Origin of the sequence: Fibrella aestuarina BUZ 2, assembly GCF_000331105.1 — a bacterium.
Classification (GTDB): domain Bacteria; phylum Bacteroidota; class Bacteroidia; order Cytophagales; family Spirosomataceae; genus Fibrella; species Fibrella aestuarina.
On the sequence record NC_020054.1, the window covers coordinates 4,893,989 to 4,916,221 of the forward strand.

Consider the following 22,233-nt stretch of genomic DNA (forward strand, 5'->3'; position numbering starts at 1 on the left):
AAGGGCTTCACGAATAAATTCACGGGTCAATAATGAATTGCCTATGGGTTAGTCATTTCACTCAATTTACAATGTTGGGTATCATGCGTGACCATACAAGCAAATCATGGCATTGCTTACAATATGTTCATATAATAACGATAACAAATATGCCTCAATAGCAATTATTATCATAAATTGCTATCATTTACTACGATCATTATTTATTCCGTCGTTACGTTATGACGCCTGTGCAGCAGCAACAGCTCTACGCCCAGCTGGTAGCGCCCTTCGACCAACAGTGCCGTGTCGCCCGCCGCCTTGTGCAGCAGGCCATGACGGCTATGCTCGACCGGCTGATCACCGTACTGGAGAGTGGCAAATCGATCGACGACGTACTGCTGCTGTTACCGGGCCTGATTACCGACGAAGCGCATCAGACCTTACTCAATACGCTTTATCTACGAGGCGGGATCGCGGCGAGCCTGCAACCCGAACCAACCATCGAGGCGGTCCGCCGCTGCGGTGCCAAGGCCGCCGCGATACCCGGCATGAAACGAGCGAAGGAACCCCAACCGCCCGCCAGCCTGCGCCTGCGCCTGTTGAGCCTGGTCCGTGATCTGACGGGGGCCGGTCGGGTTGTCAAGCTCACGAACCGCACCCGTAATCTGGTAGCCAACGCCCTGGCGGTGGCCGCCGATCTGGGGTCAACGACCCGCTCAATCATTCGTCGGCTGCGGGGTGTGCTACTGGAGCCGAACCGCGTCAGCCGCATTGCCCAGACCGAAACGCTTCGGGGCTGGAATGCCGGCAGTGAGTGGCTGGCTGAAACGCGGGGCAAAACGACCAAGCGCTGGCTTCCGGTACTCGACGGCCGCACCCGCGATGCCCACGCGCTTATGGCCTCACAGCCCCCGATCAAGATCCGTGATCTGTTCGTCGTTGGCGGCATGGTGATGCGCTACCCCGGTGATCCGGCGGGCGGCGCCAAGAACGTCATTAATTGTTTTTTACCGCACGAGCGCACCTTTGTTGACAAAAAGCGTATCAAAAAAGTCTTCCGGAGCTGGTACGAGGGCGATATCGTCACCATTTATACCTCCGGCAAACGCCAGTTCACCTGTACCCCGAATCATCCCATATTGACCACGGACGGTTGGGTTAAGGCGGGCGAGTTGACAAAGGCGCACAAGCTGGTCAAGAGCGGCTTCGGTCAACGGGTTACCACGGGTGATCTTGACGTAAAGCACCAGCCAGCCACGTTCCAAGAGATATTTGAGTCGGCGCTTATAACAGGGGTACGAGTGGGGGTTGGTGGTCTGCATATGAATTTCTATGGCGACATGCCCACAGGCGATGTCGATGTTATAGACACCAGCGGCTTGCTGGGGCGTCGTTGGCAACCCTCGTTCGTTCAGGTAGTCGGTAACCTGATCCTCAAAAGCGCCGATGAAATAGTATCCGCCCTGTCGAGCCATAGCCCGATTAGCCGCAATAGCTCGTTTTCGCGCTGGCGCCAATCGGCGCATGCCTTCGTTCGCTTTGGCAACGACCTGAAGCAACTCTTCGTCAGTCGCCTTTTGAAATCGAGTCACATTCGCCTCGCTGGCGTTGCGGCGCTGGACCCCGTTGTATCTCAAAATGCGGGCAATGACATTTCGATCGACGCCGTATTGGCTAGCCAGCGCCAACTCGCTCGTACCCGCTCGATAATGCGCCACTATCTGAGAATCGGGAAGAATGATTCGAGGGGCCTTGCCCCGGTTAGTACGGGTATCGATTCCATGTTGCCGCAAGGTTCGCCAGATAGTCATACCGCCGACCCCGTACTTGTCGGCGATCTTAGATATGGTAACGTTGGCCCGATACAGAGCGATCATATCGTCAATTTGCGTTGGCGTCCAGATTATTCGGGTCATGTCTACACGTTAGAAACAGAAGATGGCCTTTATGATATTAACACGTATGTAGCCCGTAACTGTCGTTGCATGGTCTACTACCAGTGACTCAATAGCATCCTTCCGTCCACCCCTAGCGAGTAGACGGAAGGATTTGTTTAAAACAGATACGCTGACAGGGAGTCTATCAACTGTTGACGATCTTCGATGTCATGTTCTTTGTTTGGGGGTTTTGGGGGCTCCTCGTCAATATCGACGCCCCAGTCGTCTAAATCCGCATCGAAGTCGTCGATGTTGACCTCGGGAGGAGTGAACTCTAACGGTTTGATGTCAAAATCTTTAAACTGCTTACTCGCTAACAACACGCCTGGCATGTCGGGAGCCTGCTGTACGACGTACACCATGTCCTGACTTGGCCTTACACCGTCTGATTGTAAGCGTGCAACAGCGCAATGAACTGAGGATGCCCCAGAATCGAGGCCAGTTGAGCCGACGAGGTGTAGAACCGCTCGCAGAGATAAAGCAGCTCGTCCCAGTAGTCGTCCCACCACTGCGACTGGTTCTCGCCCAGATAGGATACAAATTCGCGGTGGAGGTGGATCGCTAACGCCACGTCCGGGTGCTGAATCAGCTCGCCCTGCTCGTCGTAGATGAGGTTGGCGTCGTCTTCCAGGGCGGGGTAGACTTCTTCGCGCAAATACCAGCGCAGCCGCCCCAGTTGCAGCTCGAAGCCTGTTCCCGTAAGTGGCGTCGGTTCGTGGTCGTGTAGTACGCTATCTCGCAGGGGCCCACCGATGCCCCGCAGCAGGTAGTCGGCATCCACCTGCGGGTAGGCGTTTAGTAGCCACTCCACTAACGTAATGGCGGGTTTCTGCTTACCGGAGCGTATATAACTCAGGGTGGGCTCGGCAATGCCCGCGCCTTTAGCCACAGCGTAGCCCGTCAGGCCTAAGGTCTGCATGACGGCTAAGAAGCGGTGGTTGAGGTCGCCCCGTTGGGCGGGTTGGGGAGCCGTTGGCTCATGGAGGCTTGGCACAATGGGCCAGGCATCGTAAATTTGCACCGTACTCATAATTCTGAGAGGTTTTGTGTAGTACATCCCCCCTCCGCTGGTTCCGCCAAGAATGAAGCGTTGGGGTTTTTTATTGTCATATGACAGTACAAATATAACGAAGGTTGATAATATATGTTCAACCTTCGTGGCAAATTTTTTTGCTACAGCTTTAGTGTCATCTCAACTGAGCAACCGGCCGCATTCAAAATTCGCTGTAACGTACTAATTGTAGGATTCATTCGGCCACTTTCAAGTCTGGCTAGCCTTTTCTCGTCCATCTCGAGAATATCTGCTAGTTCTTTCTGAGTGAGCCCTTTTGTTCTCCGTGCCTCACGAATCAGTGAGCCAACTTGCTGCTTAATGTCGTCTGAGTGGGGTGTCATTTGTATATGGTCCCGAGGTGCGAATGCACGTGCGATGGGTTTCAGGCAAAGATAAAAATGCCTAACAAAGTAAGGTGCTTAGTTCGATACGTTTCCTCTAAATGCCGCCCTAAAGGAGGCTGAGCGCGGCTTTTTATTTTTCATAAGTGTGCTACCAATACCACCTAATCTTCTACAACTTTTATGGTTTATTGTTGCGCAGGTTACCAGTATTCTGTTATATGGCCGCAACTATCCAATTCACACTGTAAAAGGTGACTGATAAGTTCAGAAGGTTGTGCCTGTCAGCGATTCGCCATCACCACCGACTAGGTCTTGCAAGTACATAATAGCGGCTGAAAACTGACGTTTATTGAAATTAATCGATTACCTAGGGGAGCAGATTCATTATAATGCAGTATGAGTTTTCACAGAATTATTATAAAAATTTAAATTATTTAGAAGATCATGCGATTTTATCAAGAATCATGGCTCAATAATTCTTGAAACGTTTAGGAGTTCATAAAACTGTATTACATCCTCTTTGTCTTTATAAGACTCTGTAAGTGTATGCTCAACACGTAAAATGAAGCCCAATTTCAAACTACAAGAAGTCAAGTGATCATCTAAAAACTGACTATCTATTTCAAGTATCTGGCCATGTGGCTCAGGAAGATAAAAATTTCTGCGTTCTGAAATGCCTTCAGTCCAATCATACGACCGAGCAACGACTTGGTTGTCTAACGAATAATGAATGGAATCATCCGCAATGGTAAGATTAGTGTCTCCTTTTAAATTAAAGAACAGGCCGAATGGGAATGGGTTGTGACGATAGGGCTGAAACATGTTGATGACATGATGTCGAAATCGACCAACCAAGGGGGCTACGACCATATCCTTTATTTCTGTAAGTTTATCGTCATTGAGTGAATCTTCATGATTTGATTCAAGATAACTGAGGGGTCGTGCTTCTGTTACGGATGAAAAGATATTGGGCCCATAAACAAAATGACATATATTGTCAATTTCCTCGGCTGATGGCAAATCGGGACCATATACACGGTAAGCAAAAGGCACTAAAGTCACACGCGTTTCCAACGGCTCAATCCATCCAGAAGCTGGTTTAAGTGGCCCATCTAGTGCAATAACTCGATTCTCGTTTACTGAATTAATAATTATTTTTATTTGCTCAAGTATGCCTGATTTGGATGTGTCCAATGGCTTAGGATGAGAGCTATTTTTAGCTAACTTTTGTTGACCTATAGGCCACCAATCAGGGCAACGTTGTTGTTGCAATTTCCATAGAGACAAATCAATAGGAATCGTCTGATAAGAAAAATCGAAATATCGCCAATTTGCTAATAATTTCAATTTGTATAATTCTTGGGTACGTAATAAAAAGGCCGATCTATACACTTCTGTAGCAAGTGAGGCCATGCCGGTCAGTATCATATTATCGCTTCTGTGGCCAAGAAAATCGACAAACGCCTGTATGTCTGCATTTATATTATACGTAGCAAGAAGTCCATCAACAATATATGACCAGAAACGCCAGAAAATTCCGTTGAATTTTTTCTCAGCTATGTCTGCGCCATTACTGTACACTGGGGGCAAAAACCTACCAGAGAGCTTTTTGAAGTTAGCACCCATTTCGTAATCGGGTGGGACAATGAACGGAGGGCGGCGTTTAATATTAACGCGAAATGATGAATCGCCTACAAGTCGAGCGAGTTCCCTTAATAATTCTTCTGATGCAATGGTAGTGTACTGCATTGCATCATTTATTGCTTTTACACTAATGAAGCTGAAATCAGCCCCCTGAACTTGTGCATATTTTAGGATTGGAAGCAAGCCATTAGCAATTACTGTCTCGAGCGTCTGTGCTGAGAGCCATGAGAGCCACCTTTCGTAAACAGTTAGAGTTGGTAAAGTCTCCCGAATAAGCATGGCTAAAGACGATGCTACCCGTTCACGGGTGATAGTGCTTACCCACAATTGCCGAGCAAGTAACAGGTCAATCTCATCCCGCTCTGGTGCGTCAATCCAAGTACTCGTTGGTAATTCCAAATCTGCCATTAACTCCTCAGTGGCCTGCAAACTTGCTTCGGTTATATCCTCAGCCATTTGAAGATCACCCATGAATATGAAGAATTCGATGCCTTTTGGAAATGGGACAAAATAATCGTTCAGTCCCTTTTTACGATAGCCATTGTCTTGAACACTTCTTCGAAAAAATTCCAAATAACGACTCGGGAAATCCTCTTTCACTCGTTGCCAACGCTGATGGATTGCGGTTCGATCAGATGAATTGTAAGGGTCCCACTCTGTGTATTCGTGCTGGGCGTATACTAAGCATTGAAAAGCAAATTCTTCGTCAAACTCATAGGCTAACTCGTAAATCGCATCGTAAAATTTACGATCCTGTTCATCCCAGCCCCGACTTATTACTAAATCAGCCAGTATGACATACAACTCTCTACGATTTTGATCTGGCTTAGCAATCCAATGCTTAGCCCATTCGCTAATTACTGACCGTGATCGATAAACTGATTGCCCTTCCCATTCCTGCAAATAACTTTGAATACTTTTGGGCGGAACCGAATCATAATCAAACGTTTTTTCCTCAGAAGTATATGAAGAGGGGATTTTTTCGACTTCTTGTCGAGGCCCTAACGCTTGTTGTAAATAATTCAAAGCTTGACTAGCACAATGGTCTGTTGCAGCCCGCTTACTGAGGGTGTAATAAGAGGTATTATCTACTGCTGTAGCAACAAGCCAAAGTGCTTGTGGACTATCAAGCTGAGACCATTCTACTAAACTATTCCAACTACTTTCTGCTAGGTCAAATTTTTCGTCAACAAGCATTTGGTAATAGAATCGCCGTAGAGCAGCTACGTCTATTTCTCCTAGTAGTTCATGATAGTCATGAATTAGAGTTCGTGTTTCATCTCCATCTGTAAAGTCGCCTACCCATGTAGCTAGTGGAGCCAGCCTGTGCATCCACTCAATGGCGCGGTGCGAACCAGCCCTAAAACAGACACCAACGCTACGCAATACATTGTAAATCGTCAAATCTTTGTGGTAACCATATCCTAGCAGGTTATTAGCAGCAAGACGGGCAAAAGAAATTACTCGTTCACCGTCATTATGAAGCAAAGCAAGTTCAGCCAATGCTACATACCGTTTCGACCGATCAGAGAAAGTAGCTATCTCATGACGCCAAGCATCTAACTCTCTACCGACAAATCCTTCGTAAGCAGCTTGGTCAAGTATAGTAATACGTTGCTTAAGCAAGAAATGTAGCAGCGACTCTTCAGAAATAAATAGTGAATTTAACAATACATGTAAATCAGTATTCGCAATAATGCGATTTCCTGTCGTTAGGCAATTAATACATAAACAGTTCCATATTATTTCAGCGGCTGCTTTTGTGAAGCTTTGGCCAATTGGATACTGTTTGGGGTCGTTTTCCCAACGGGGGAGTGAAAACTCATTTAATTCATTTATTACATCTGTAAGATTAATAGTATTATTCTGTCGAACTTGTTCAGCAACATATAAAGCTGATTTTACAATGGCCGATCCCGCTTGTAGGGAATTACGTTTAGTAACACCTAAGAGCCATTTATCTAATACTGATCTGTTGCCCGCTAAAGCGAGTGCTACTGCGCTCAACCAAAGCCTATGAAAGGTTTGGGTCAGTTCTACTTTCTTCTTTGACTCATAGTTTTCAATGGTGTATGGGAGTGAATCATGATCTGGAAGCACCCACTTTTCTATAACAAAATATCCTGTTTTGACTTGCCACCACAGACTGCCCCAAGCAGAAAGCTCATCTTGATTAGCTTTCAAAAGCGCAGTATGTTTTTCTATTTGATTAAAACAATCTTCTTGAATAAGGAAGTCAAGCAGATATTGACGTTCGAAATTGCTTAAAGACTGTTGGAAGAGTAAACTAACATTAGTGTACTGCTTTGATATTACCAATTCTTTGAGATAGACCATTAATAGATCAGCCGACCAATTATCCGAACGGAATTGACTACAGAAAGCGAATGCTCGTTCAACCGGATACATTTTGTCCAAACACATAACTTTCAAAACATACTTGGGCGTTGAAGGTATTACTTCATTGTACTCTGATTTCTCTCGATATCGTTGATTATGAAGACGATGCCTGAAGGTATCAATGGCTAATTTTCGAATCCCAGTATGTCCTTGTCTGTGTAGCTGATTTACATAATAGTAAACTTGATAAGAGGGTAACATTTCCAGTTCTAAGTCACTAGGAATCTCTAATTCTACCTTATTCTTAAAAAGCACTTTCCACAAAGCAGGGTACTCAGTGTCATTGTGCTCGAACGCATTGCTTACTACTGAGAAGAGAATATTTTGTTGAATACTGGTTGGGAAATCTTGCTCAGTGAATGCCGTATTCTTAGCCAGTTTTAGCAGTCGCTCAACGTCTTCTTCGCGACGATTTCGTAGGATTGCTTCAATAGTCCAGTCTCGATCTAATTGAATGATAGAGTTGGGGTTGCCCAATTGTAAATCAATCTTCTGAGATTCAGCCCACTTTAAATATTCGTAAGAGGAAAGACGTAACCATTTTTGGATAACTTCGTAAAGTCTAAGTTTTTGTTCAGCAAAATCAGACTGACTCTCAATGAAAATGCGAAAACTATTGTGATATATGGTCAGAGCACCGAAAAACTGTTCTTTAAGCAAATGATAGATAGAAGATACACTGCTACCGACTGTAGATGGATTGGGTTCGATAGAGCTTATTATTTCGATTAATTGTTTTTTAGTCAGGCCAATATCCATAGATGAAGCCACTAAGGCTGCCGTTCTGCTAGAGTCAGGTAGGCTTGACCATAAAACATTATAATAACTGGAGATATCACCCTGATAAGGTGGTACAGAAGGAAGGTTAAAATGATAGGCAATGGTATTGCCCAGTTGGTTTTTTAACGTTTGTAAAGTGTACCGAAGATGAAGCGGATTCCCCTCAGTTAGGCTGAAGATTTTCTCAACGGTTGCTTCAATATTATCAAGAGGAAGATTTAAACCCACTGAGTTAGATAGAATAACTGCGGATGTCGATGAGTAGTCAAGACCTGGAATATTGAACCAATCCGTCTCAGGACATTTGTCAAAAATTACTTGGGGCAAATATTTCTTTGCGGCTTCCTGGGTGCCAAACAATAGCCATAAGCCGTTTTGAGGTTGGGAGACTTCCAGCAAAAAATCTCTTAACTCAGTTTCTTTCCAATAACGTAATACATGGTCCAGACCGTCAATTATAAGTACGAAACTTTTCCCGAGTTGGTGTTGATTGATAGCCAGCTGGTTAATAAATTCACGAAGTGTGATGCCCGATGAATTTTGGTAAGCTTGTTCTTCAAGCTCTTCTTCGTGTTGTTTAAATTGATATTTGAGTGCTTGCGTAATCCGCTCATTATTTAACCGGTCCAGTCCATAAGGATCGTTTGTGCTGATGTGGTAATGATGCTTAACCACAATTATGTTTTGTTCAGCTAACTGATGGGCTAGACTTGATAAATATGTACTTTTACCAGTGCCCGGTTTACCAACGAAAACCCCAATCCCTCCCGGCTCTGATTTGATACGTTGAACTAAGTCCTCGTGCAGACTGGCATCGAAGAGAACAAAATCATCCGGTACATGAAATTCTTCATTCAGGGGTTGAGGTTGATCCCACTCACCAACTTCCCGTAATGTCGCCAGTGTTAATGGTTGGGGACTTTGCTTATTAGCTTCTTTATAGATATAATCTTTAACACTGAGGTAGCCGGACCGTGTACCCTTTAAATCCCTGCAAAATTCTAATCGGAGTTCTTCATCAAATTGATCTTCACTTGGTAGATTAAAATAGAAATAAAATTCACTAAAAAAGGCTCGGGCACTTTGATCTCCTAATTGATCAATAATTCGTTTATATAATGGTTCATCTAATGCTTGTATACTATCTATATCTATTTTGCCGTTAGCCAAATACTGCTCTAATGTGGCACCGGGTTTACCGTTTGTTATAAAAGCTGCTTCTTCTACGTTAGCACTTTGTGTAAGTTTTAGAAGTGAAGTTGACCATTTTTGAAACAATGAGGATAGTAATTTGTCGTTACGACCTTTCCGTTGATCGAGAAAGTCGTCCCATTCCCAAAATTCGGTATCGGGTTGCTGGCGATGTTTTAGTTGAAAAATCTGATATGAATTTGTTACTGTTTTTACGACTATATCTTCGATAAAAAAGTGATTATCGGATATTTCGTCTGGATATGTTTCAATTGTAATTGACTGAAATTTGTTGGGGCTCTTGAGCCACTCAATACTCTTTTTTAGCGCCCACAAATCTTGGAAAGAGTAACCTCGACGTATTGGAGAAGTAGGATTGAGATGAACAGTCACTATTAGGTTGATTTATTATTTTAGGTTAAATTAATGTACAATTGACCCGTAAAATAGCCTGTAAAGCCAATTTACTTGTACCTAGCCTACGGGCCCTGCAATAGCATTAGTCACCTTGCCTGGCTTTACAGGCCTACTCACGGATCAATAAAGGTAAACTCTCATCGGCATGAACAAGGAACGATACTATATTGCCACAAGAGGAACTGACGACGAGGCGTATCAAGAAGCCATTGACTTCGCAGCCTCATTATACAATCAGATGCCTGACATTAGGCAAGTTACGCTCTTAATTAGTAACAAAGATCAGGTTGGCTGGTTCGACAGATTGCTTGGGCCACGAATTGTCAAACAGCTTTTTTCTGGATTTCGGCTGAAAGAGGACTCTGAGGCCTTGTATAAATTCGAAACCGTCAAAACTTACCCGAGAAGCCGCCCGCCTGGATTTGAGATCATTATCGCCTGCGGGTTATACGATGACGAGCTAGCGCTAGCCGACGACGCGAGGTCGGTTAAAGTTATCATTGCTGTCCCTTGGACCCCAGAAACGGTACGAGGTTGGTTGGAACGATGGAATCCAATTGACTTACGTAGTAATACAACTTCACACGTTTCCCTGCGAGAGCCATCCTGTATTGTCAAGGTGGCGATGCAGGAGTTAACCCAATCAATTAATCGAAGTACAGGAATCACACACTTCGCCGACGAGCGACTAGCTAAAACGTTCATTCTAGCCTTACACCAGTACGGGTCAGCGTTAGAGGCAGCGACCGTAAGCAGTTATTTGGTCAGGGAATTGGGCTGGTCCACGGAGCATGCTAAGGATGTTGAGCAACTCGTCCATGCGCTCAACACAGGAAAACAATTTAAAGCAGTAAACACTAACTTACAATTTTATTACCGGCAATGGCAGGACGCGTGTGCTTCAGGTGAGACAATGTAATTGTTGCACTAATCCATAAAGCCTAATCTCTTGATAGCTAAACAATTTAATAATGTGCCTATGCATACTTCGTATTAAGCACTGACCTCTAATGGTAAGCTTTAGAATACCATGAATATATGATACGGGACAAAGTCTTTAAAACATTGTTGCATAGCCACTCAGGCTACAAGATACTATACACGGGTCAAGAACTCGAAGCGGGTTACAAGCCTGACTGCGTTCTGGTCAAGGACAGTGACTACATCATTTTAGAGTCAGAAGGGGCAACCAATCGAAAAGTATACGTTGGAGGAATGGTTAAGGCGGCTCACTTTTTACAGAACGACCGATCGGGCAAACTGATCTTCGTGCTGTCCCCAACGAAAAATACCAAATCCGAAACCATCGCGCGCCATCTGAAACCCTACTTGAACTGGCTTGACGGAAAGACAAATCTTCGTGACGTGTACGTGATCGACGACGATAAGTACTATAGCGAAGCAAACCTTATCGCGCTGGATGGAAGCGACTTTCAGGCGAGTGCCTTTAAAGTGTAAGGGGCACTGAGGGTGTTCCGATTCGATATATCAAGCAGTTTGCTTCCATTCAGCGTAAGCGACTCCTCCGACCTCCGAGATGAACGACGACTCGATTTTTAGCCGGTTCGGGCAACTCTACAAGGAAAACAGCCTGATAGACTGTGACCAGTTCCTGATCAAAGACGGGATCATCGACCCGGCGCTGTACCCTTGCCAGCCCCGGCGTATTCTGGTCATTGCCAAGGAGCATAACTTTCTACACCGCAACAAGCAACCGAACGGCTATGAAGGCGATTACCGGGCGTGGTGGAAAATGCAAGTGGAACACCGCTTCGCTCACCGCATCAGCGAGTGGTGCTTCGGGGTGTTGAACGGCTTTACAACACCATTCGAGGAGGTCACTCATGAGCAGAAGCAGTTGGCCCTACGCTCCATTGCCTTTATGAACGTCAAAAAGACGGGTGGAGGCCACGCGTCGAACCCCCAGACTATTTTGGACTACATCGACGTGAGTCGGGCGCTGCTTCTGGAGCAGATCCAGCAGATCGCTCCCGACCTGATCATCGGCGGGTTCCGACACGACGTCTATATGGAACGCTTATTCGGAGTGGCCATGACCCCTGCCTTGTCTGATGGATATAGTACGGGGAGTTGGCAGGGGTGCCAGCTGATCACCTCGTTTCACCCCTCCGCCCGCAAAAGCAAGCGGTTTCTGTACACCAAGCTAGCGGAGACGATGCGTACCCTCGCTAGTTGAGGCGGCTGCGCGTTGCCCAGTAGCGGCTCGACCTGCCGGGTCAGGTTCCAGAACGGTTTAGCGTTGTAGCGTTGCCCGACCGTAAAGCCGTCGTAAACGGCCAGCTGGGCGGCGATGTCGTCGAAATGCTCCCCCCAGCCGTTGGTCTCCTGGCCCACGATCAGCAGGGGGCGGTGCTGGCTCGCGTAGGCTTCATGGGGCGCGAGCAGGAAGGGGCCGCCGCGCTTGCCCTCGCCCAGTGCCTGCCGCACGGCGCGGAACGTTGGTAGTTGGGCGTTGTAGAGGGCTTCTAATTGAGTCCGCATCGGGTTTAGGTGTGAATCTGCTTGGTATCGGTATGCATGGATAAGTATAGCTATTCGTCAATCTGGATCCCAATATTGGTTGGCGCTAGCCCGATTGCATTGACCTTACGATGGGCTGATTGCCATTCGTATCGAAAAGTGTGCGTTTAGCGAGATGGTTGGTATCGTAGGTATTGCTTGCGAAGCTACACTTGTCGCAATCACCACCCATATTTGGCGGGATCAACAGGCTCCTACTACGACTGATGGCCATAGCTTTGAGTAAACTAAAAAGAACCCTGCAATGCTAGTAAATAAAGAAGTAACTCAATTTTTAGATCAGCTTGATCACCCCCTCCGCCAGCAGATCGAAATATTACGGGGAATAATTTTGCAGGCTGACAATCGATTGGCAGAAAGTATTAAGTGGAACGGCCCCAACTACTCAATTGGCAATGCAGATCGCCTGACCATGAAGATTCAGCCCCCTCAACAAATTCAGTTGATCTTTCATCGAGGGGTGAAAGTGAAAGAACAACCGAAGCAACAGCTAATAAAGGATGAGGCTGGCATTTTAGTATGGCGAGGCAATGATCGAGCTATTGCCAGCTTTGTAAGCCTGTCTTCCATAACCACAGCTCAAAATACCTTAACGGAACTTGTGCAAACTTGGCTTGTTGCAACAACAGATTGAACCTGTTTTAAGGGATCTGTCGGCCTTATGAAATGCCCAGTTTGATAAGCGTATAGATGCAATCGCTACTTCGTCTCAGATAGGAGCATTTTACGAGACGAATATTTTTTAATAACCGTCAACTCTAGTCAGTAGCATACGGGGTTGATCTGGCCAGGACTAGTTTACAAAAAAGACTGACTTTGCGCCTGAGAAGGCCGGGTCAGTCTTTTTTGTAGCCTCGGATTTCTCTCTCGTCGTCCGAGATTACCACCTGGCGCTGCGAAGTGCCAGAAACAGGCCCGCCACCACAACGGCGACACCTACACCAATCAGTACGTTGTTTGGGTGCTTCACCTCCACTGGGGCCTCAGTCCGCTCCGGTTGAGCCTGATACGTTCCGTCGGTCACGTCCAGAATCAGTTGTATTGCTTCTTCAGGAACGTCGAGTTGGGGAAAGTGACCCGAGTTGGCGAACCAATGCAGTTGCGCATCGGGGAACAAACTTAGTGCGAGCTTCGACTGACCGGGCAGACAAACCAGGTCCCGGCGTCCCCAACCAATAACTAACGGCTGTTGAATGAGACCCGCCGGGGCACCCTGCTGTTTTTCGCCATGGGCCAGATTGTCCAATAGTTCGTTGAATGCGGGCGTGGGCACAAACGTTCGCAGTTCCTGTAGCGCTACCGGAGCAGGGATTTTCCAGGGAGCCGCCGAAAACTGAGCGAACAGCAAGGTCCGGCCAACGGGGTTGCCGGTCAGCAAAGGCAGTGCGGGTTGTAATGTGCCGACGAGCTGGGCTGATAACCGCACGGAGTGGTAAAAGAACGGAATTTCCCAGCCCTGCCAGAAACCACCCGGGTCGAGCGACACGACGGCCCCCAGCACCCCGCCCCGCCGGGCTAGTTCGATCACTAACCGCGCGCCCATCGAACTGCCGACGGCGTCGATGCCCGTCAGATTATTATTGGCCAGAAAATCGGTCACGGCGTCGGCAAGGGTACGAATGGAGGTCTCGCCCGTCAGGGGCGGTGTGGCTCCGAAGCCGGGTAAATCTACCGCGATAACGTCGCGTTTGGTGGCCAGGCCGTCGATGATCAGATCCCACGACCGGTGGCTGCTACCAATCCCGTGAACTAAGAGTAAGGGTGTGCCGGTGCCTCGCCGGACGTAGTGCATTGTCATGGGTCGTTTCGGTTTAATGGATCGTTTTGTCAGGTGACAGACCCGCTGACTCAACTCCGATCAGGACGCGTTGGTTTTAAAAGTGATTCCGGGTCAGGTTTGATGGGCGGACGATTTTGCAACTCGTCCATGTTTATACGTAGGTCTGTACTGCAAAACGGACCAATATGAAAATATGGAGTTAGAAAACTCAATATTCGACACAGCTTAGCTTATTTTAATTGTTTGACCAAGTTATGTGCCTTGAAATAGAACAAAATAAGCTGTATTCAGCGTGTTAATCCAACAGTAAAGTAAAGGACCGTTTTCTTTACTGACTATTAAAACTAGTGTATTTTGAGGATACAATAGCTGTCGCCTGATTAGTAACAGGGTAGTGATGTTCATACTTTACTTACCAAAGTATGAACATCACTACCCTGTTATAACTGTTACTTAACGGCGAGTAATTCAAGCTGTTCGATCACGGGGGGCACACTCAGCAGCGTATCCGCATTGGCCATCAACCCCTTCGCAATTTCACCGTTCAGGTGGGCTTGCCGGCCGTCTTCGGTGGCAAACGTGTCGAAAATACCAAACGTATTCTCATTGATCTTAAAAGCATACCAACGAATGGTGCCCTCTTCTTGTTGAGCCAGTGCCAGCGCTTCTTTCAGAAAGTTCTCGACAGTAGCTTCTTGGCCAGGCTTTGCTTGAACACGAGCCAGTAATGACAGTTTTTCCATGATACTATGAGTTTAAAGGATTGTAATCCGTATGATCATTAGAAAACGTACGACTTTAGTCCTACGTTTTCTAATGCATTCAAGATACGTGATAGGGTAAATAGACTTGTTTTTGCATTGATTAGAGGGGACTTCGTGATGGTTTCAGACTATTCGCCAAAAAAGGAGCCGTGCGACTTGCCTGACACGTGGCGAGCTCGGCGGGAGTGCCTGCCGCAACGATCGTGCCGCCGTGATTCCCCGCTCCGGGACCCACATCGATCACCCAATCACACTGGGCGACCGTACGCATATCATGTTCGACGACGATAACGGTATTGCCCGCATCAACCAGGCGGTTCAGCTGAACCAAAAGACGGTCGACATCCCGCGGATGCAGGCCGGTGGTCGGCTCGTCCAACACGTAGAGGGTGGTGCCCCGTTGGGTTCGTTGCAGTTCGGTGGAGAGCTTGATGCGCTGGGCCTCCCCGCCGGAAAGCTCGGTCGCACTTTGCCCCAGTTTGAGATAACCCAGGCCAATATCCCGTAGCGTGTCTAGGGACCGCAACACCAACGCTTCCTGGGCAAAGAACAGGCAGGCTTCGTCAACCGTCATGTTCAGCACATCCGCAATGGATTTGCCGTTCCAGTTAATGGCCAGCGTCTTCTCGTTGTAGCGTTTGCCATGACAGGTCGGACAGGGGGCATACACGCTCGGCATGAACAGCAGCTCGATGCTGACCTGGCCTGCTCCCTCACAGGTAGGGCACCGCCCTTTGGCGACGTTGAAGGAAAAACGCCCGGCATCGAAGTGCCGCCTACGGGCCTCCGGCGTGGCGGCAAAGAGTTTGCGGACCTGATCAAAAAGCCCGGTATAGGTGGCCAGGTTGGAGCGCGGGGTTCGTCCGATTGGTTTTTGATCCACCTCAATCAGTCGCTGTATGGCCTCGATAGCGCCCCCCAATCGACCGATGGTTTTTTCGGCGGGGGTATTTTCCAGCGTATCTTCCTCGGCTTCTTCCCGTCTCATACCCAGATGCGCTGCTACCAGATCCAGCAGAGACTGGCTCACCAGGCTGGATTTACCCGACCCCGAGACACCGGTTACGGCGGTAAAGCAACCCAGCGGAAACGAAACAGTCACCCCCTGGAGATTATTTCGTCGGACTCCTTCCAGACGTAGCCAGCCTTGAGGGGAACGGTTGGGAGACGAGGGTCGGGCTGTTTCCTCAAACAAGTAGGGCCGGGTGCGGGACTCGCTGACCTGCCTGAGGCCTTGTGGTTCGCCACTGTAGAGAATGCGCCCGCCCGCGCTGCCCGCTTCAGGGCCAACATCAACCAGCCAATCGGCACGGCGCATCAGCTCAACGTCATGTTCGACCACGAAAAGCGAGTTACCCGACGCTTTGAGCCTGTCCAGGGCGTCGAAGAGCGCATGGCCATCGGCCGGGTGCAGCCCGGCTGTCGGCTCATCCAGCACATAGATGACCCCAAAGAGCTGGGAGGAGAGTTGAGTGGCCAGCCGCAGTCGCTGCAACTCACCGGATGAGCAGGTAGGCGTGCTACGGTCAAGCGACAGGTAACCCAGGCCCAGCTCAATGAGCGTTGTCAGGCGATCCAGCAGATCACCGCACAGGCGCTCGGCAGCGATGCGCTTTTCCGGCGAGAGATCATCCGTACGGCGCACATCCGGGGCGCCCTTGTGCGCTGAGCCACCTGCCCGCAGGCGCCGATCCAGCGCGGCTTTTGCCGCCTGGCGACTCACCAACGACGTTGCCGAATTCCTGTCGGCGGCAAACTCGCCATTCGCGGCCGGGGTGATAACGTCTGCCAGTTGGGCTATGGAGAGATGCGAGAGATCGGCGATGTCATAGCCGGCGAAGGTAACGGAAAGGGCCTCTGGCTTTAAGCGCTTGCCCTGGCATACCGGGCAGGGACTACTGATCATAAACTGCAACACGCGTTTGCGCATGGCGGCACTGTCGGTATGGGCCAGCGTGTGCTCCAGGTTTCGTCGGGCGCTGCTGAAGGTTCCCTGATAGCTGGGTTCCATCTTCAGTCGCTGAGCCTGACGCGTTTCGGTTGGGGTGAGGCCCGCATAGACGGGAACTGTAGGCTGCTCGTCCGTAAAGAGAATCCACTGTCGGTCCTTCTTGGGCAGGTCTTTCCAGGGTATGTCGATGTCGTAGCCCAGGGAGACTAAAATGTCGCGCAGGTTCTGACCGCCCCAGGCCGTGGGCCAAGCGGCAATGGCCCGCTGGCGGATGGTCAGCGACGGATCCGGAACCATCGACTCTTCGGTCATGGTATGTACGCGGCCCATGCCCTGGCAGCGGGGACAAGCCCCCTGGGGGGTATTGAAGGAAAAATCCTCCGCATACAGCATCGTCTGGCGGGCGGGGTAGGTACCCACGCGCGAGTAGAGCATGCGCACCAGGCTCGACAGGGTCGTCAGACTACCGACCGTCGAGCGGGCATTGGGCGTGCCGCGTTGCTGCTGAAGGGCGACAGCGGGGGGCAGGCCGTCAATGGCGTCGACATCCGGCACGCCGACCTGATCGATGAGCCGTCTGGCATAGGGGGAAACCGATTCAAAATACCGTCGCTGTGCTTCGGCATAGAGGGTACCGAAGGCCAGGGACGATTTGCCCGAGCCGGAAACACCGCTGAAAACCACCAGCTGATTGCGTGGTATTAAGACGTCGATATTTTTGAGGTTGTGCTCACGAGCCCCCCGCACGCGGACAAATCCGGATGCGGCTTTATCGTCCTGGTCGTTGGCGTTTGTTCGTCGAGCCATGGGGAAAGAAGCTACTTGGCGAGGTTGCTATAAACTATCAACGTGTTCGCTTTTTCGTTAACAGCGGGAATAAACTTGCTTACTTTTGCTGGACAGTGTAGTGAACACGCATAACGTATTGTCCAATAATAAGATAACAAATCCAGAATGGGACTTTGTTAGTAAACTCGTCACGGCTTAAGCCGTTGCCGCTTCCCAGGCCTGGATCGGTCTTACAAGGGGTCACCAGTTGGTCAGCAACGCTTGGCACCGGGCAACCAGAAAGAAAGCGAGTTGGCCTAGCGGAGCTGACCCTGAATGGGCAGCAGATATACTGGTTGAGCAGGCAAGACCTCTACGTCCGGCAGAAGCAGTCCATCTGAAGGACATAATCCCAACTGGGCAACCAGGCGAAGGACACGTATATAGAAACCGTTATTCGTTCTATTGGGGTAACACTAGTTTAAAATTATTGTTTAGAGCGATTTTTTTTATCATGCTGCCCCTATTTGTTTCAGGCAATCAGCGACCCACTATGTGGCACGACAAATCTCCATTCCCCACATGCGGCATGGCCTAGTTCCAGGAGAATCCTTTATCGGCTTTAGCTAGACGGTCTATGCAGGGCAATACGAAAATTGAGGGGCTATGAAGTCGATTCAATTTGTTGGCTACCAGTCGGTTCAGTGAGAATTTTATGTGCTATGCTATGATGCGGAGGCAACCACCAGCAATATCTCTGACCCCATTGATCAAGGGGACGGTCTCTACTGGAAACCGCTCATGCAAACGGATAGTGAAAGGCACATTCCACTACATTTTCCCTGTCGGATGTAGTGCAAAGGTTACGCGTGGCCATGCAAGGCATTACAATAGATGGCTGTCCGGTGCTGGGCGTTCAGTTAGTTCGAGTACAATAAGGCCGTGATTAGTATCTCCTGAGACAGGTGTGAGCTTACATCTGTACTTCATTAAAAGCCGTTTCTCCTTTTGGACCGATTTATGTAATGGTAGTAAAGAGAGAAACCGAATCGCGCATGAAAAAAGTACAATATTTAGTAGGACTACTGTTTCTTATAACCCCCTTTTTTTGACATGCTATAGCTGGTGCATTGAGAGCATCAAAGCAAGATTGGCTTAGTCTCAATTTGCCGTCTCAAGAATCAGCGTCTCACCTCGCAGAAAAGCCTGAGTTTGCGATACATGAGTAGGGGCTGACCGTTGAAGCTCTCATGGCGGCCTGGCACCAAGCAAAACCAAGAGTTGTCACGGCCGGGACCTGCGCCAATGCTTTATCCGGTCCATCGTACTCGTGAAAGTCAGCTGGCGCCCCCCCACCTATTCGATCAGGCCCGTACCCGCCAGGACCCGCTGCATCGTCGCCCGCAGCTCGGCGTAGCGCGCCTCGCTCGTACTAAAGTGAAGCAGGATGAGCTCGCACCCCAGCCGGTCGCTCCCTTTGGGCGTGAGCCAGACGAGCAGTTGGGTGCGGTTGAGGTGTAGCTGGGCAATGCCCCCGTAGCAACCCTGGTCCTGGTCATTACGCTCGCAGTAATACGAGCCGTCGGGGTCGGAGATGTCGCGTTGTAAACTGAAGCGCTCGGCGTCGGGCTCGTCGCTTGCCGCCCAGATGACGTGCTGGGCCCCGTCCTCCAGCCAGGTATCGACCCACCGGGCCTCGAATTGAATCACCTCCATACCGAATGCCCGCTAAAAGAACAGCGTGTGTGTTTGGCTGATAACGGGGGCAATATACGCCGCCATGCTACTGGCGACGCTTTATTCAAGATCAACCCTCAGTCTCCAAGCTGTTGAAGTAATAGGCATTGTCACCAAAGCGCCTTAAGGTTACCGCTCAATAAATACACGGATCAGCTCTACAGTGCCAGCAAATAAGTCACTTACATTGACCGAAATGCGTCACTTTTATGATCATAAGCCAACGCTTACGACAGCTTGCCGGGCTCCTATCACTCGCAATACTGGCCGGTCTAGGTTGTAAAAACGAGTCGGTTAATACCCCAGAAGTGCCACCTGTTACGGTCGAGCCGAATAAAACAGGTTGCGGTGACGGGACTTGCTGCGGATTGTCGCCCAAGATCATATTTGCTTATAATGAAACGCTGGTCGCTGAACCTGTCGTACTGGGTGGCCCGCCTTACAACAGCTCTTGGGGAGTGGCCTTTGGTCGGCAGATTCCTAAAGTAAGAGACACACCGATACCGACGCGAGCAGCCGTCGTTTGTGAATTAAGTTACGACAAGGTGACGGGCCTGCCGGTCTCACCAGTTGTTGCTGCCAGAGATACCAGCTTCAAGCCAACCTATCGCGTTTGGGGGCGGGTCTACACCGGAACCAATATCACGGTCACGGGAAGGGGTCCAGAGCGGTTTGTCTACATCGAGCGCATTGAGCGCATGAATTAAAAAATAACCAGTCGTCCAGTTACAACTTAAAGCTTAAGCGCTGGGTCTGGTTGAAAAAAAGGTATGAAACGATTTTTATACATCATTGGCCTACTGGTTGGATCATTCAGTTGCAAAGACAAGGTTGAGCCAGAGCAAGAAGCAACTATTGTGGCTTTTGCGGTTTCGTTCACAGGCTGTAACGACGGGTGGCTTATGACAACTCCTCAAGGTGCTTTTACCACATTCGATCTTTCAGAGTCGTTTACCCAGTTTGGTGATTTTAATAAGTTGCCTCGCAAGGTTTGGATGCGTTATGAAGTAGCTGAAACCACGAATACCCCAATCTGTAAAGATACTCGTATTAAAATCCTCTCAATTCGAGACAGGTAGTAGCTAGTTGACTTGACCAACAATGCTTCATTGATATGCACATCCACATCAATCAACGCTTACAGCGGCTTACTGGGTTACTAGCAATTATAATATTAGTCGGACTAGGTTGTAAGAACGAAGTTGTTCAGACCCCTGAAGAATCAACCCTTCTAATCGAGCCTAATCAAAAGGGGTGTCGAAATGGGACTTGTTGTGAGAAGTCGGATAAAATCGCTTTCGGCTATGATGAGACTTTCGTAGGTGAGCCAGTGGTACTTAGTGGTCCACCCTACGGCAGTTGGGGGCTTGGCTTCGGCAGGCAGGTGCCCAGAGTTAGCGATACGCCAGTACCAAATAGAAATGCAGTTATCTGCGAGTTATGCAATGACAAGGTAAAAGATTTACCTATATCATCAAGTGTCATTGATAGGGATACCACCTTCAAGCCAGATTACCGGGTTTGGGGGCGTATCTATACGTCAAATCTACCAACTCCCATAAGGGGGCCAATACGGTATGTTTATATCGAGCGTATCGAGCGCATGAACTAAAGAAGGCTGAATTATTATATGCGATTTGCTTCATCTAGGTAGTTTAGCTCTATTCCAATACAAACGCTTACTACAAGAACACGAACAGAATTCCAGACCTGTGTTCTGGTTTACGCTCATAAACAACTATGGCTTGGTCTTACCGCAAACGAATCAAACTTATCCCAGGTGTCCATCTCAATCTCAGCAAAAGTGGCATCAGTACCTCGATCGGCGTCCGAGGAGCGAGCATCACCGTTGGCAAATCCGGAACTTTCCTCAACACTAGCCTACCCGTCCTGGGGCTTCACAATCGACAAAGGCTATCAGGGCCGGAGCCTCCTTCAGACCCCACTTCATCTCCATCAGATCGCATACTACCACTGAATCAATCCAGGGGTAATATTTTCAGTTCGGACGTTCAGGAGATCACTAGTCAAAATATGCAGGGCGTGAAGGAAGTCCTGTTGCTAGCCCATCAGCAGCGAAAAGAACTGAACAGCGACCTTCTAAAGACGAAAGCCTCTCTTGGCGGATCGAAGGTTAAACTGGTAATCAGTTACCTGTTAATTTATGGCTTGATCAAACGATCTATTCCCGAGCAGATCAAAAGCGATATCGAGTCTCAAAAAGAAGCGATCGCCCAGCTTCAGCAAGCAGTAGAGGACAGCTACGTGGCCTTTGAGATTGACTTTGACCAAGAGTTGAAGGAACGGTACCAAAAACTGGTTGACAGCTTCATTCAGCTAACAGGATGCGCAAAAATCTGGGATGTCACCGGCGCGCACCACCAGGATCGAAAAACCACCCGTTCATCCGCGAGCAGACTAGTGGAAAAGCGTGAGGTCCGATTTAGCCTCAAATCGCTTCCCGAAGTCAAGTTGGGGTTCGATGCGCTGTGCTTTCAAAATGCCAACGGGGCGGACTTGTATATCTATCCCAGTTTTGTGATTATGTATTCGTCGAAAACAAACTTCGCCGTGATTGGCCTGGATGAGCTAAGCCTTTCTCAAAGTTATGTGCGTTTCGTCGAAAGGGATGCGATTCCTCGCGACACAAAAATTATTGACAAAACATGGGCGAAAGTCAACAAGAATGGGTCGCCCGATAAGCGGTTCAAGGGCAACCATCAGATCCCGGTGGTGCGGTATGGAGAACTGATTCTGAACACAACCACTGGTCTCAACGAGCAATACCAGCTTAGCAATTATGAGTTTACTGAAGCGTTTGGCAACGCGTTCCGGGACTATCAAGCAGCTATTCGAGGGACAAAGCAACGTTGAAGCGTCGGCCATCTGACTTTAACCTCTCCTGCAACATCACAAACTCGGAAATACAGCAAGGTTTGCAAT

The 22,233-nt window shown here is 48.7% G+C and carries 17 protein-coding genes; 8 read left to right on the forward strand and 9 right to left on the reverse strand.

The window, feature by feature from the left end:
* Positions 1–221 precede the first annotated feature (221 nt).
* Complete coding sequence (locus FAES_RS29185) at positions 222–1,985, forward strand: hypothetical protein (protein WP_015333061.1); 1,764 nt, start codon at positions 222–224, stop codon at positions 1,983–1,985.
* Between the two features lie 50 nt (positions 1,986–2,035).
* Here FAES_RS29185 and FAES_RS20155 read toward each other — a convergent pair whose 3' ends face one another.
* The 4 genes from FAES_RS20155 to FAES_RS20170 all read right to left on the reverse strand — a co-directional run bounded on the left by FAES_RS20155 (position 2,036) and on the right by FAES_RS20170 (position 9,725).
* On the reverse strand, positions 2,036–2,281 hold the full coding sequence (locus FAES_RS20155; RefSeq protein ID WP_015333062.1) for a hypothetical protein: 246 nt from the start codon (positions 2,279–2,281) through the stop codon (positions 2,036–2,038).
* A 14-nt stretch (positions 2,282–2,295) separates the two neighbouring features.
* Positions 2,296–2,949, reverse strand: a complete 654-nt coding sequence (locus FAES_RS20160; protein ID WP_041258202.1) for a helix-turn-helix domain-containing protein — start codon at positions 2,947–2,949, stop codon at positions 2,296–2,298.
* A 143-nt stretch (positions 2,950–3,092) separates the two neighbouring features.
* Positions 3,093–3,314, reverse strand: coding sequence for a helix-turn-helix domain-containing protein (locus FAES_RS20165; protein WP_041258203.1), 222 nt, complete (start codon positions 3,312–3,314; stop codon positions 3,093–3,095).
* A gap of 465 nt (positions 3,315–3,779) precedes the next feature.
* Positions 3,780–9,725, reverse strand: a complete 5,946-nt coding sequence (locus FAES_RS20170) for a dsDNA nuclease domain-containing protein (protein ID WP_015333064.1) — start codon at positions 9,723–9,725, stop codon at positions 3,780–3,782.
* A gap of 169 nt (positions 9,726–9,894) precedes the next feature.
* On the opposite strand from FAES_RS20170, the gene FAES_RS20175 reads away from it, so the two are divergent.
* The 3 genes from FAES_RS20175 to FAES_RS29190 all read left to right on the forward strand — a co-directional run bounded on the left by FAES_RS20175 (position 9,895) and on the right by FAES_RS29190 (position 11,946).
* Positions 9,895–10,668, forward strand: coding sequence for a DUF1889 family protein (locus tag FAES_RS20175; RefSeq protein ID WP_041258207.1), 774 nt, complete (start codon positions 9,895–9,897; stop codon positions 10,666–10,668).
* 119 nt (positions 10,669–10,787) lie between these two features.
* Complete coding sequence (locus tag FAES_RS20180) at positions 10,788–11,207, forward strand: hypothetical protein (protein ID WP_041258208.1); 420 nt, start codon at positions 10,788–10,790, stop codon at positions 11,205–11,207.
* A gap of 79 nt (positions 11,208–11,286) precedes the next feature.
* On the forward strand, positions 11,287–11,946 hold the full coding sequence (locus tag FAES_RS29190) for a hypothetical protein (RefSeq protein ID WP_015333065.1): 660 nt from the start codon (positions 11,287–11,289) through the stop codon (positions 11,944–11,946).
* Here the strand turns inward: FAES_RS29190 and FAES_RS30165 are convergent.
* Positions 11,871–12,251, reverse strand: a complete 381-nt coding sequence (locus FAES_RS30165; protein ID WP_015333066.1) for a hypothetical protein — start codon at positions 12,249–12,251, stop codon at positions 11,871–11,873. The genes FAES_RS29190 and FAES_RS30165 overlap by 76 nt on opposite strands.
* A gap of 283 nt (positions 12,252–12,534) precedes the next feature.
* Between FAES_RS30165 and FAES_RS20195 the strand changes: the two genes are divergently transcribed.
* On the forward strand, positions 12,535–12,924 hold the full coding sequence (locus FAES_RS20195) for a DUF1801 domain-containing protein (RefSeq protein WP_015333067.1): 390 nt from the start codon (positions 12,535–12,537) through the stop codon (positions 12,922–12,924).
* A 246-nt stretch (positions 12,925–13,170) separates the two neighbouring features.
* Here FAES_RS20195 and FAES_RS20200 read toward each other — a convergent pair whose 3' ends face one another.
* The 4 genes from FAES_RS20200 to FAES_RS20215 form a co-directional block, all read right to left on the reverse strand.
* Entirely contained in the window at positions 13,171–14,088 is a 918-nt protein-coding gene (locus FAES_RS20200; protein ID WP_015333068.1) for an alpha/beta fold hydrolase, read from the reverse strand.
* A gap of 431 nt (positions 14,089–14,519) precedes the next feature.
* The gene (locus FAES_RS20205; RefSeq protein WP_015333069.1) at positions 14,520–14,813 is read right to left on the reverse strand and encodes a putative quinol monooxygenase; all 294 of its coding nucleotides are present in this window, start codon (positions 14,811–14,813) and stop codon (positions 14,520–14,522) included.
* A gap of 121 nt (positions 14,814–14,934) precedes the next feature.
* Complete coding sequence (locus tag FAES_RS20210) at positions 14,935–17,592, reverse strand: excinuclease ABC subunit UvrA (protein WP_015333070.1); 2,658 nt, start codon at positions 17,590–17,592, stop codon at positions 14,935–14,937.
* Between the two features lie 1,317 nt (positions 17,593–18,909).
* Positions 18,910–19,269, reverse strand: a complete 360-nt coding sequence (locus FAES_RS20215) for an Imm10 family immunity protein (RefSeq protein ID WP_015333071.1) — start codon at positions 19,267–19,269, stop codon at positions 18,910–18,912.
* Between the two features lie 230 nt (positions 19,270–19,499).
* Between FAES_RS20215 and FAES_RS30170 the strand changes: the two genes are divergently transcribed.
* The 3 genes from FAES_RS30170 (at position 19,500) to FAES_RS20225 (ending at position 22,164) form a co-directional block, all read left to right on the forward strand.
* Positions 19,500–19,997, forward strand: a complete 498-nt coding sequence (locus tag FAES_RS30170; protein WP_148289418.1) for a hypothetical protein — start codon at positions 19,500–19,502, stop codon at positions 19,995–19,997.
* 63 nt (positions 19,998–20,060) lie between these two features.
* Complete coding sequence (locus FAES_RS20220; protein ID WP_041258210.1) at positions 20,061–20,369, forward strand: hypothetical protein; 309 nt, start codon at positions 20,061–20,063, stop codon at positions 20,367–20,369.
* Positions 20,370–21,030: 661 nt separating this feature from the next.
* Positions 21,031–22,164, forward strand: a complete 1,134-nt coding sequence (locus FAES_RS20225) for a DUF4236 domain-containing protein (RefSeq protein ID WP_015333072.1) — start codon at positions 21,031–21,033, stop codon at positions 22,162–22,164.
* The last annotated feature ends 69 nt before the right edge of the window (positions 22,165–22,233 follow it).

What these genes read in the sequence shown, in the direction of transcription:
- FAES_RS29185 (WP_015333061.1), top strand. Translation starts at nt 222, where the DNA reads ATGACGCCTGTGCAGCAGCAACAGCTCTACGCCCAGCTGGTAGCGCCC.
- FAES_RS20155 (WP_015333062.1), bottom strand. Translation starts at nt 2,281, where the DNA reads ATGGTGTACGTCGTACAGCAGGCTCCCGACATGCCAGGCGTGTTGTTA.
- FAES_RS20160 (WP_041258202.1), bottom strand. Translation starts at nt 2,949, where the DNA reads ATGAGTACGGTGCAAATTTACGATGCCTGGCCCATTGTGCCAAGCCTC.
- FAES_RS20165 (WP_041258203.1), bottom strand. Translation starts at nt 3,314, where the DNA reads ATGACACCCCACTCAGACGACATTAAGCAGCAAGTTGGCTCACTGATT.
- FAES_RS20175 (WP_041258207.1), top strand. Translation starts at nt 9,895, where the DNA reads ATGAACAAGGAACGATACTATATTGCCACAAGAGGAACTGACGACGAG.
- FAES_RS20180 (WP_041258208.1), top strand. Translation starts at nt 10,788, where the DNA reads ATGATACGGGACAAAGTCTTTAAAACATTGTTGCATAGCCACTCAGGC.
- FAES_RS29190 (WP_015333065.1), top strand. Translation starts at nt 11,287, where the DNA reads ATGAACGACGACTCGATTTTTAGCCGGTTCGGGCAACTCTACAAGGAA.
- FAES_RS30165 (WP_015333066.1), bottom strand. Translation starts at nt 12,251, where the DNA reads ATGCGGACTCAATTAGAAGCCCTCTACAACGCCCAACTACCAACGTTC.
- FAES_RS20195 (WP_015333067.1), top strand. Translation starts at nt 12,535, where the DNA reads ATGCTAGTAAATAAAGAAGTAACTCAATTTTTAGATCAGCTTGATCAC.
- FAES_RS20200 (WP_015333068.1), bottom strand. Translation starts at nt 14,088, where the DNA reads ATGACAATGCACTACGTCCGGCGAGGCACCGGCACACCCTTACTCTTA.
- FAES_RS20205 (WP_015333069.1), bottom strand. Translation starts at nt 14,813, where the DNA reads ATGGAAAAACTGTCATTACTGGCTCGTGTTCAAGCAAAGCCTGGCCAA.
- FAES_RS20210 (WP_015333070.1), bottom strand. Translation starts at nt 17,592, where the DNA reads ATGGCTCGACGAACAAACGCCAACGACCAGGACGATAAAGCCGCATCC.
- FAES_RS20215 (WP_015333071.1), bottom strand. Translation starts at nt 19,269, where the DNA reads ATGGAGGTGATTCAATTCGAGGCCCGGTGGGTCGATACCTGGCTGGAG.
- FAES_RS30170 (WP_148289418.1), top strand. Translation starts at nt 19,500, where the DNA reads ATGATCATAAGCCAACGCTTACGACAGCTTGCCGGGCTCCTATCACTC.
- FAES_RS20220 (WP_041258210.1), top strand. Translation starts at nt 20,061, where the DNA reads ATGAAACGATTTTTATACATCATTGGCCTACTGGTTGGATCATTCAGT.
- FAES_RS20225 (WP_015333072.1), top strand. Translation starts at nt 21,031, where the DNA reads ATGGCTTGGTCTTACCGCAAACGAATCAAACTTATCCCAGGTGTCCAT.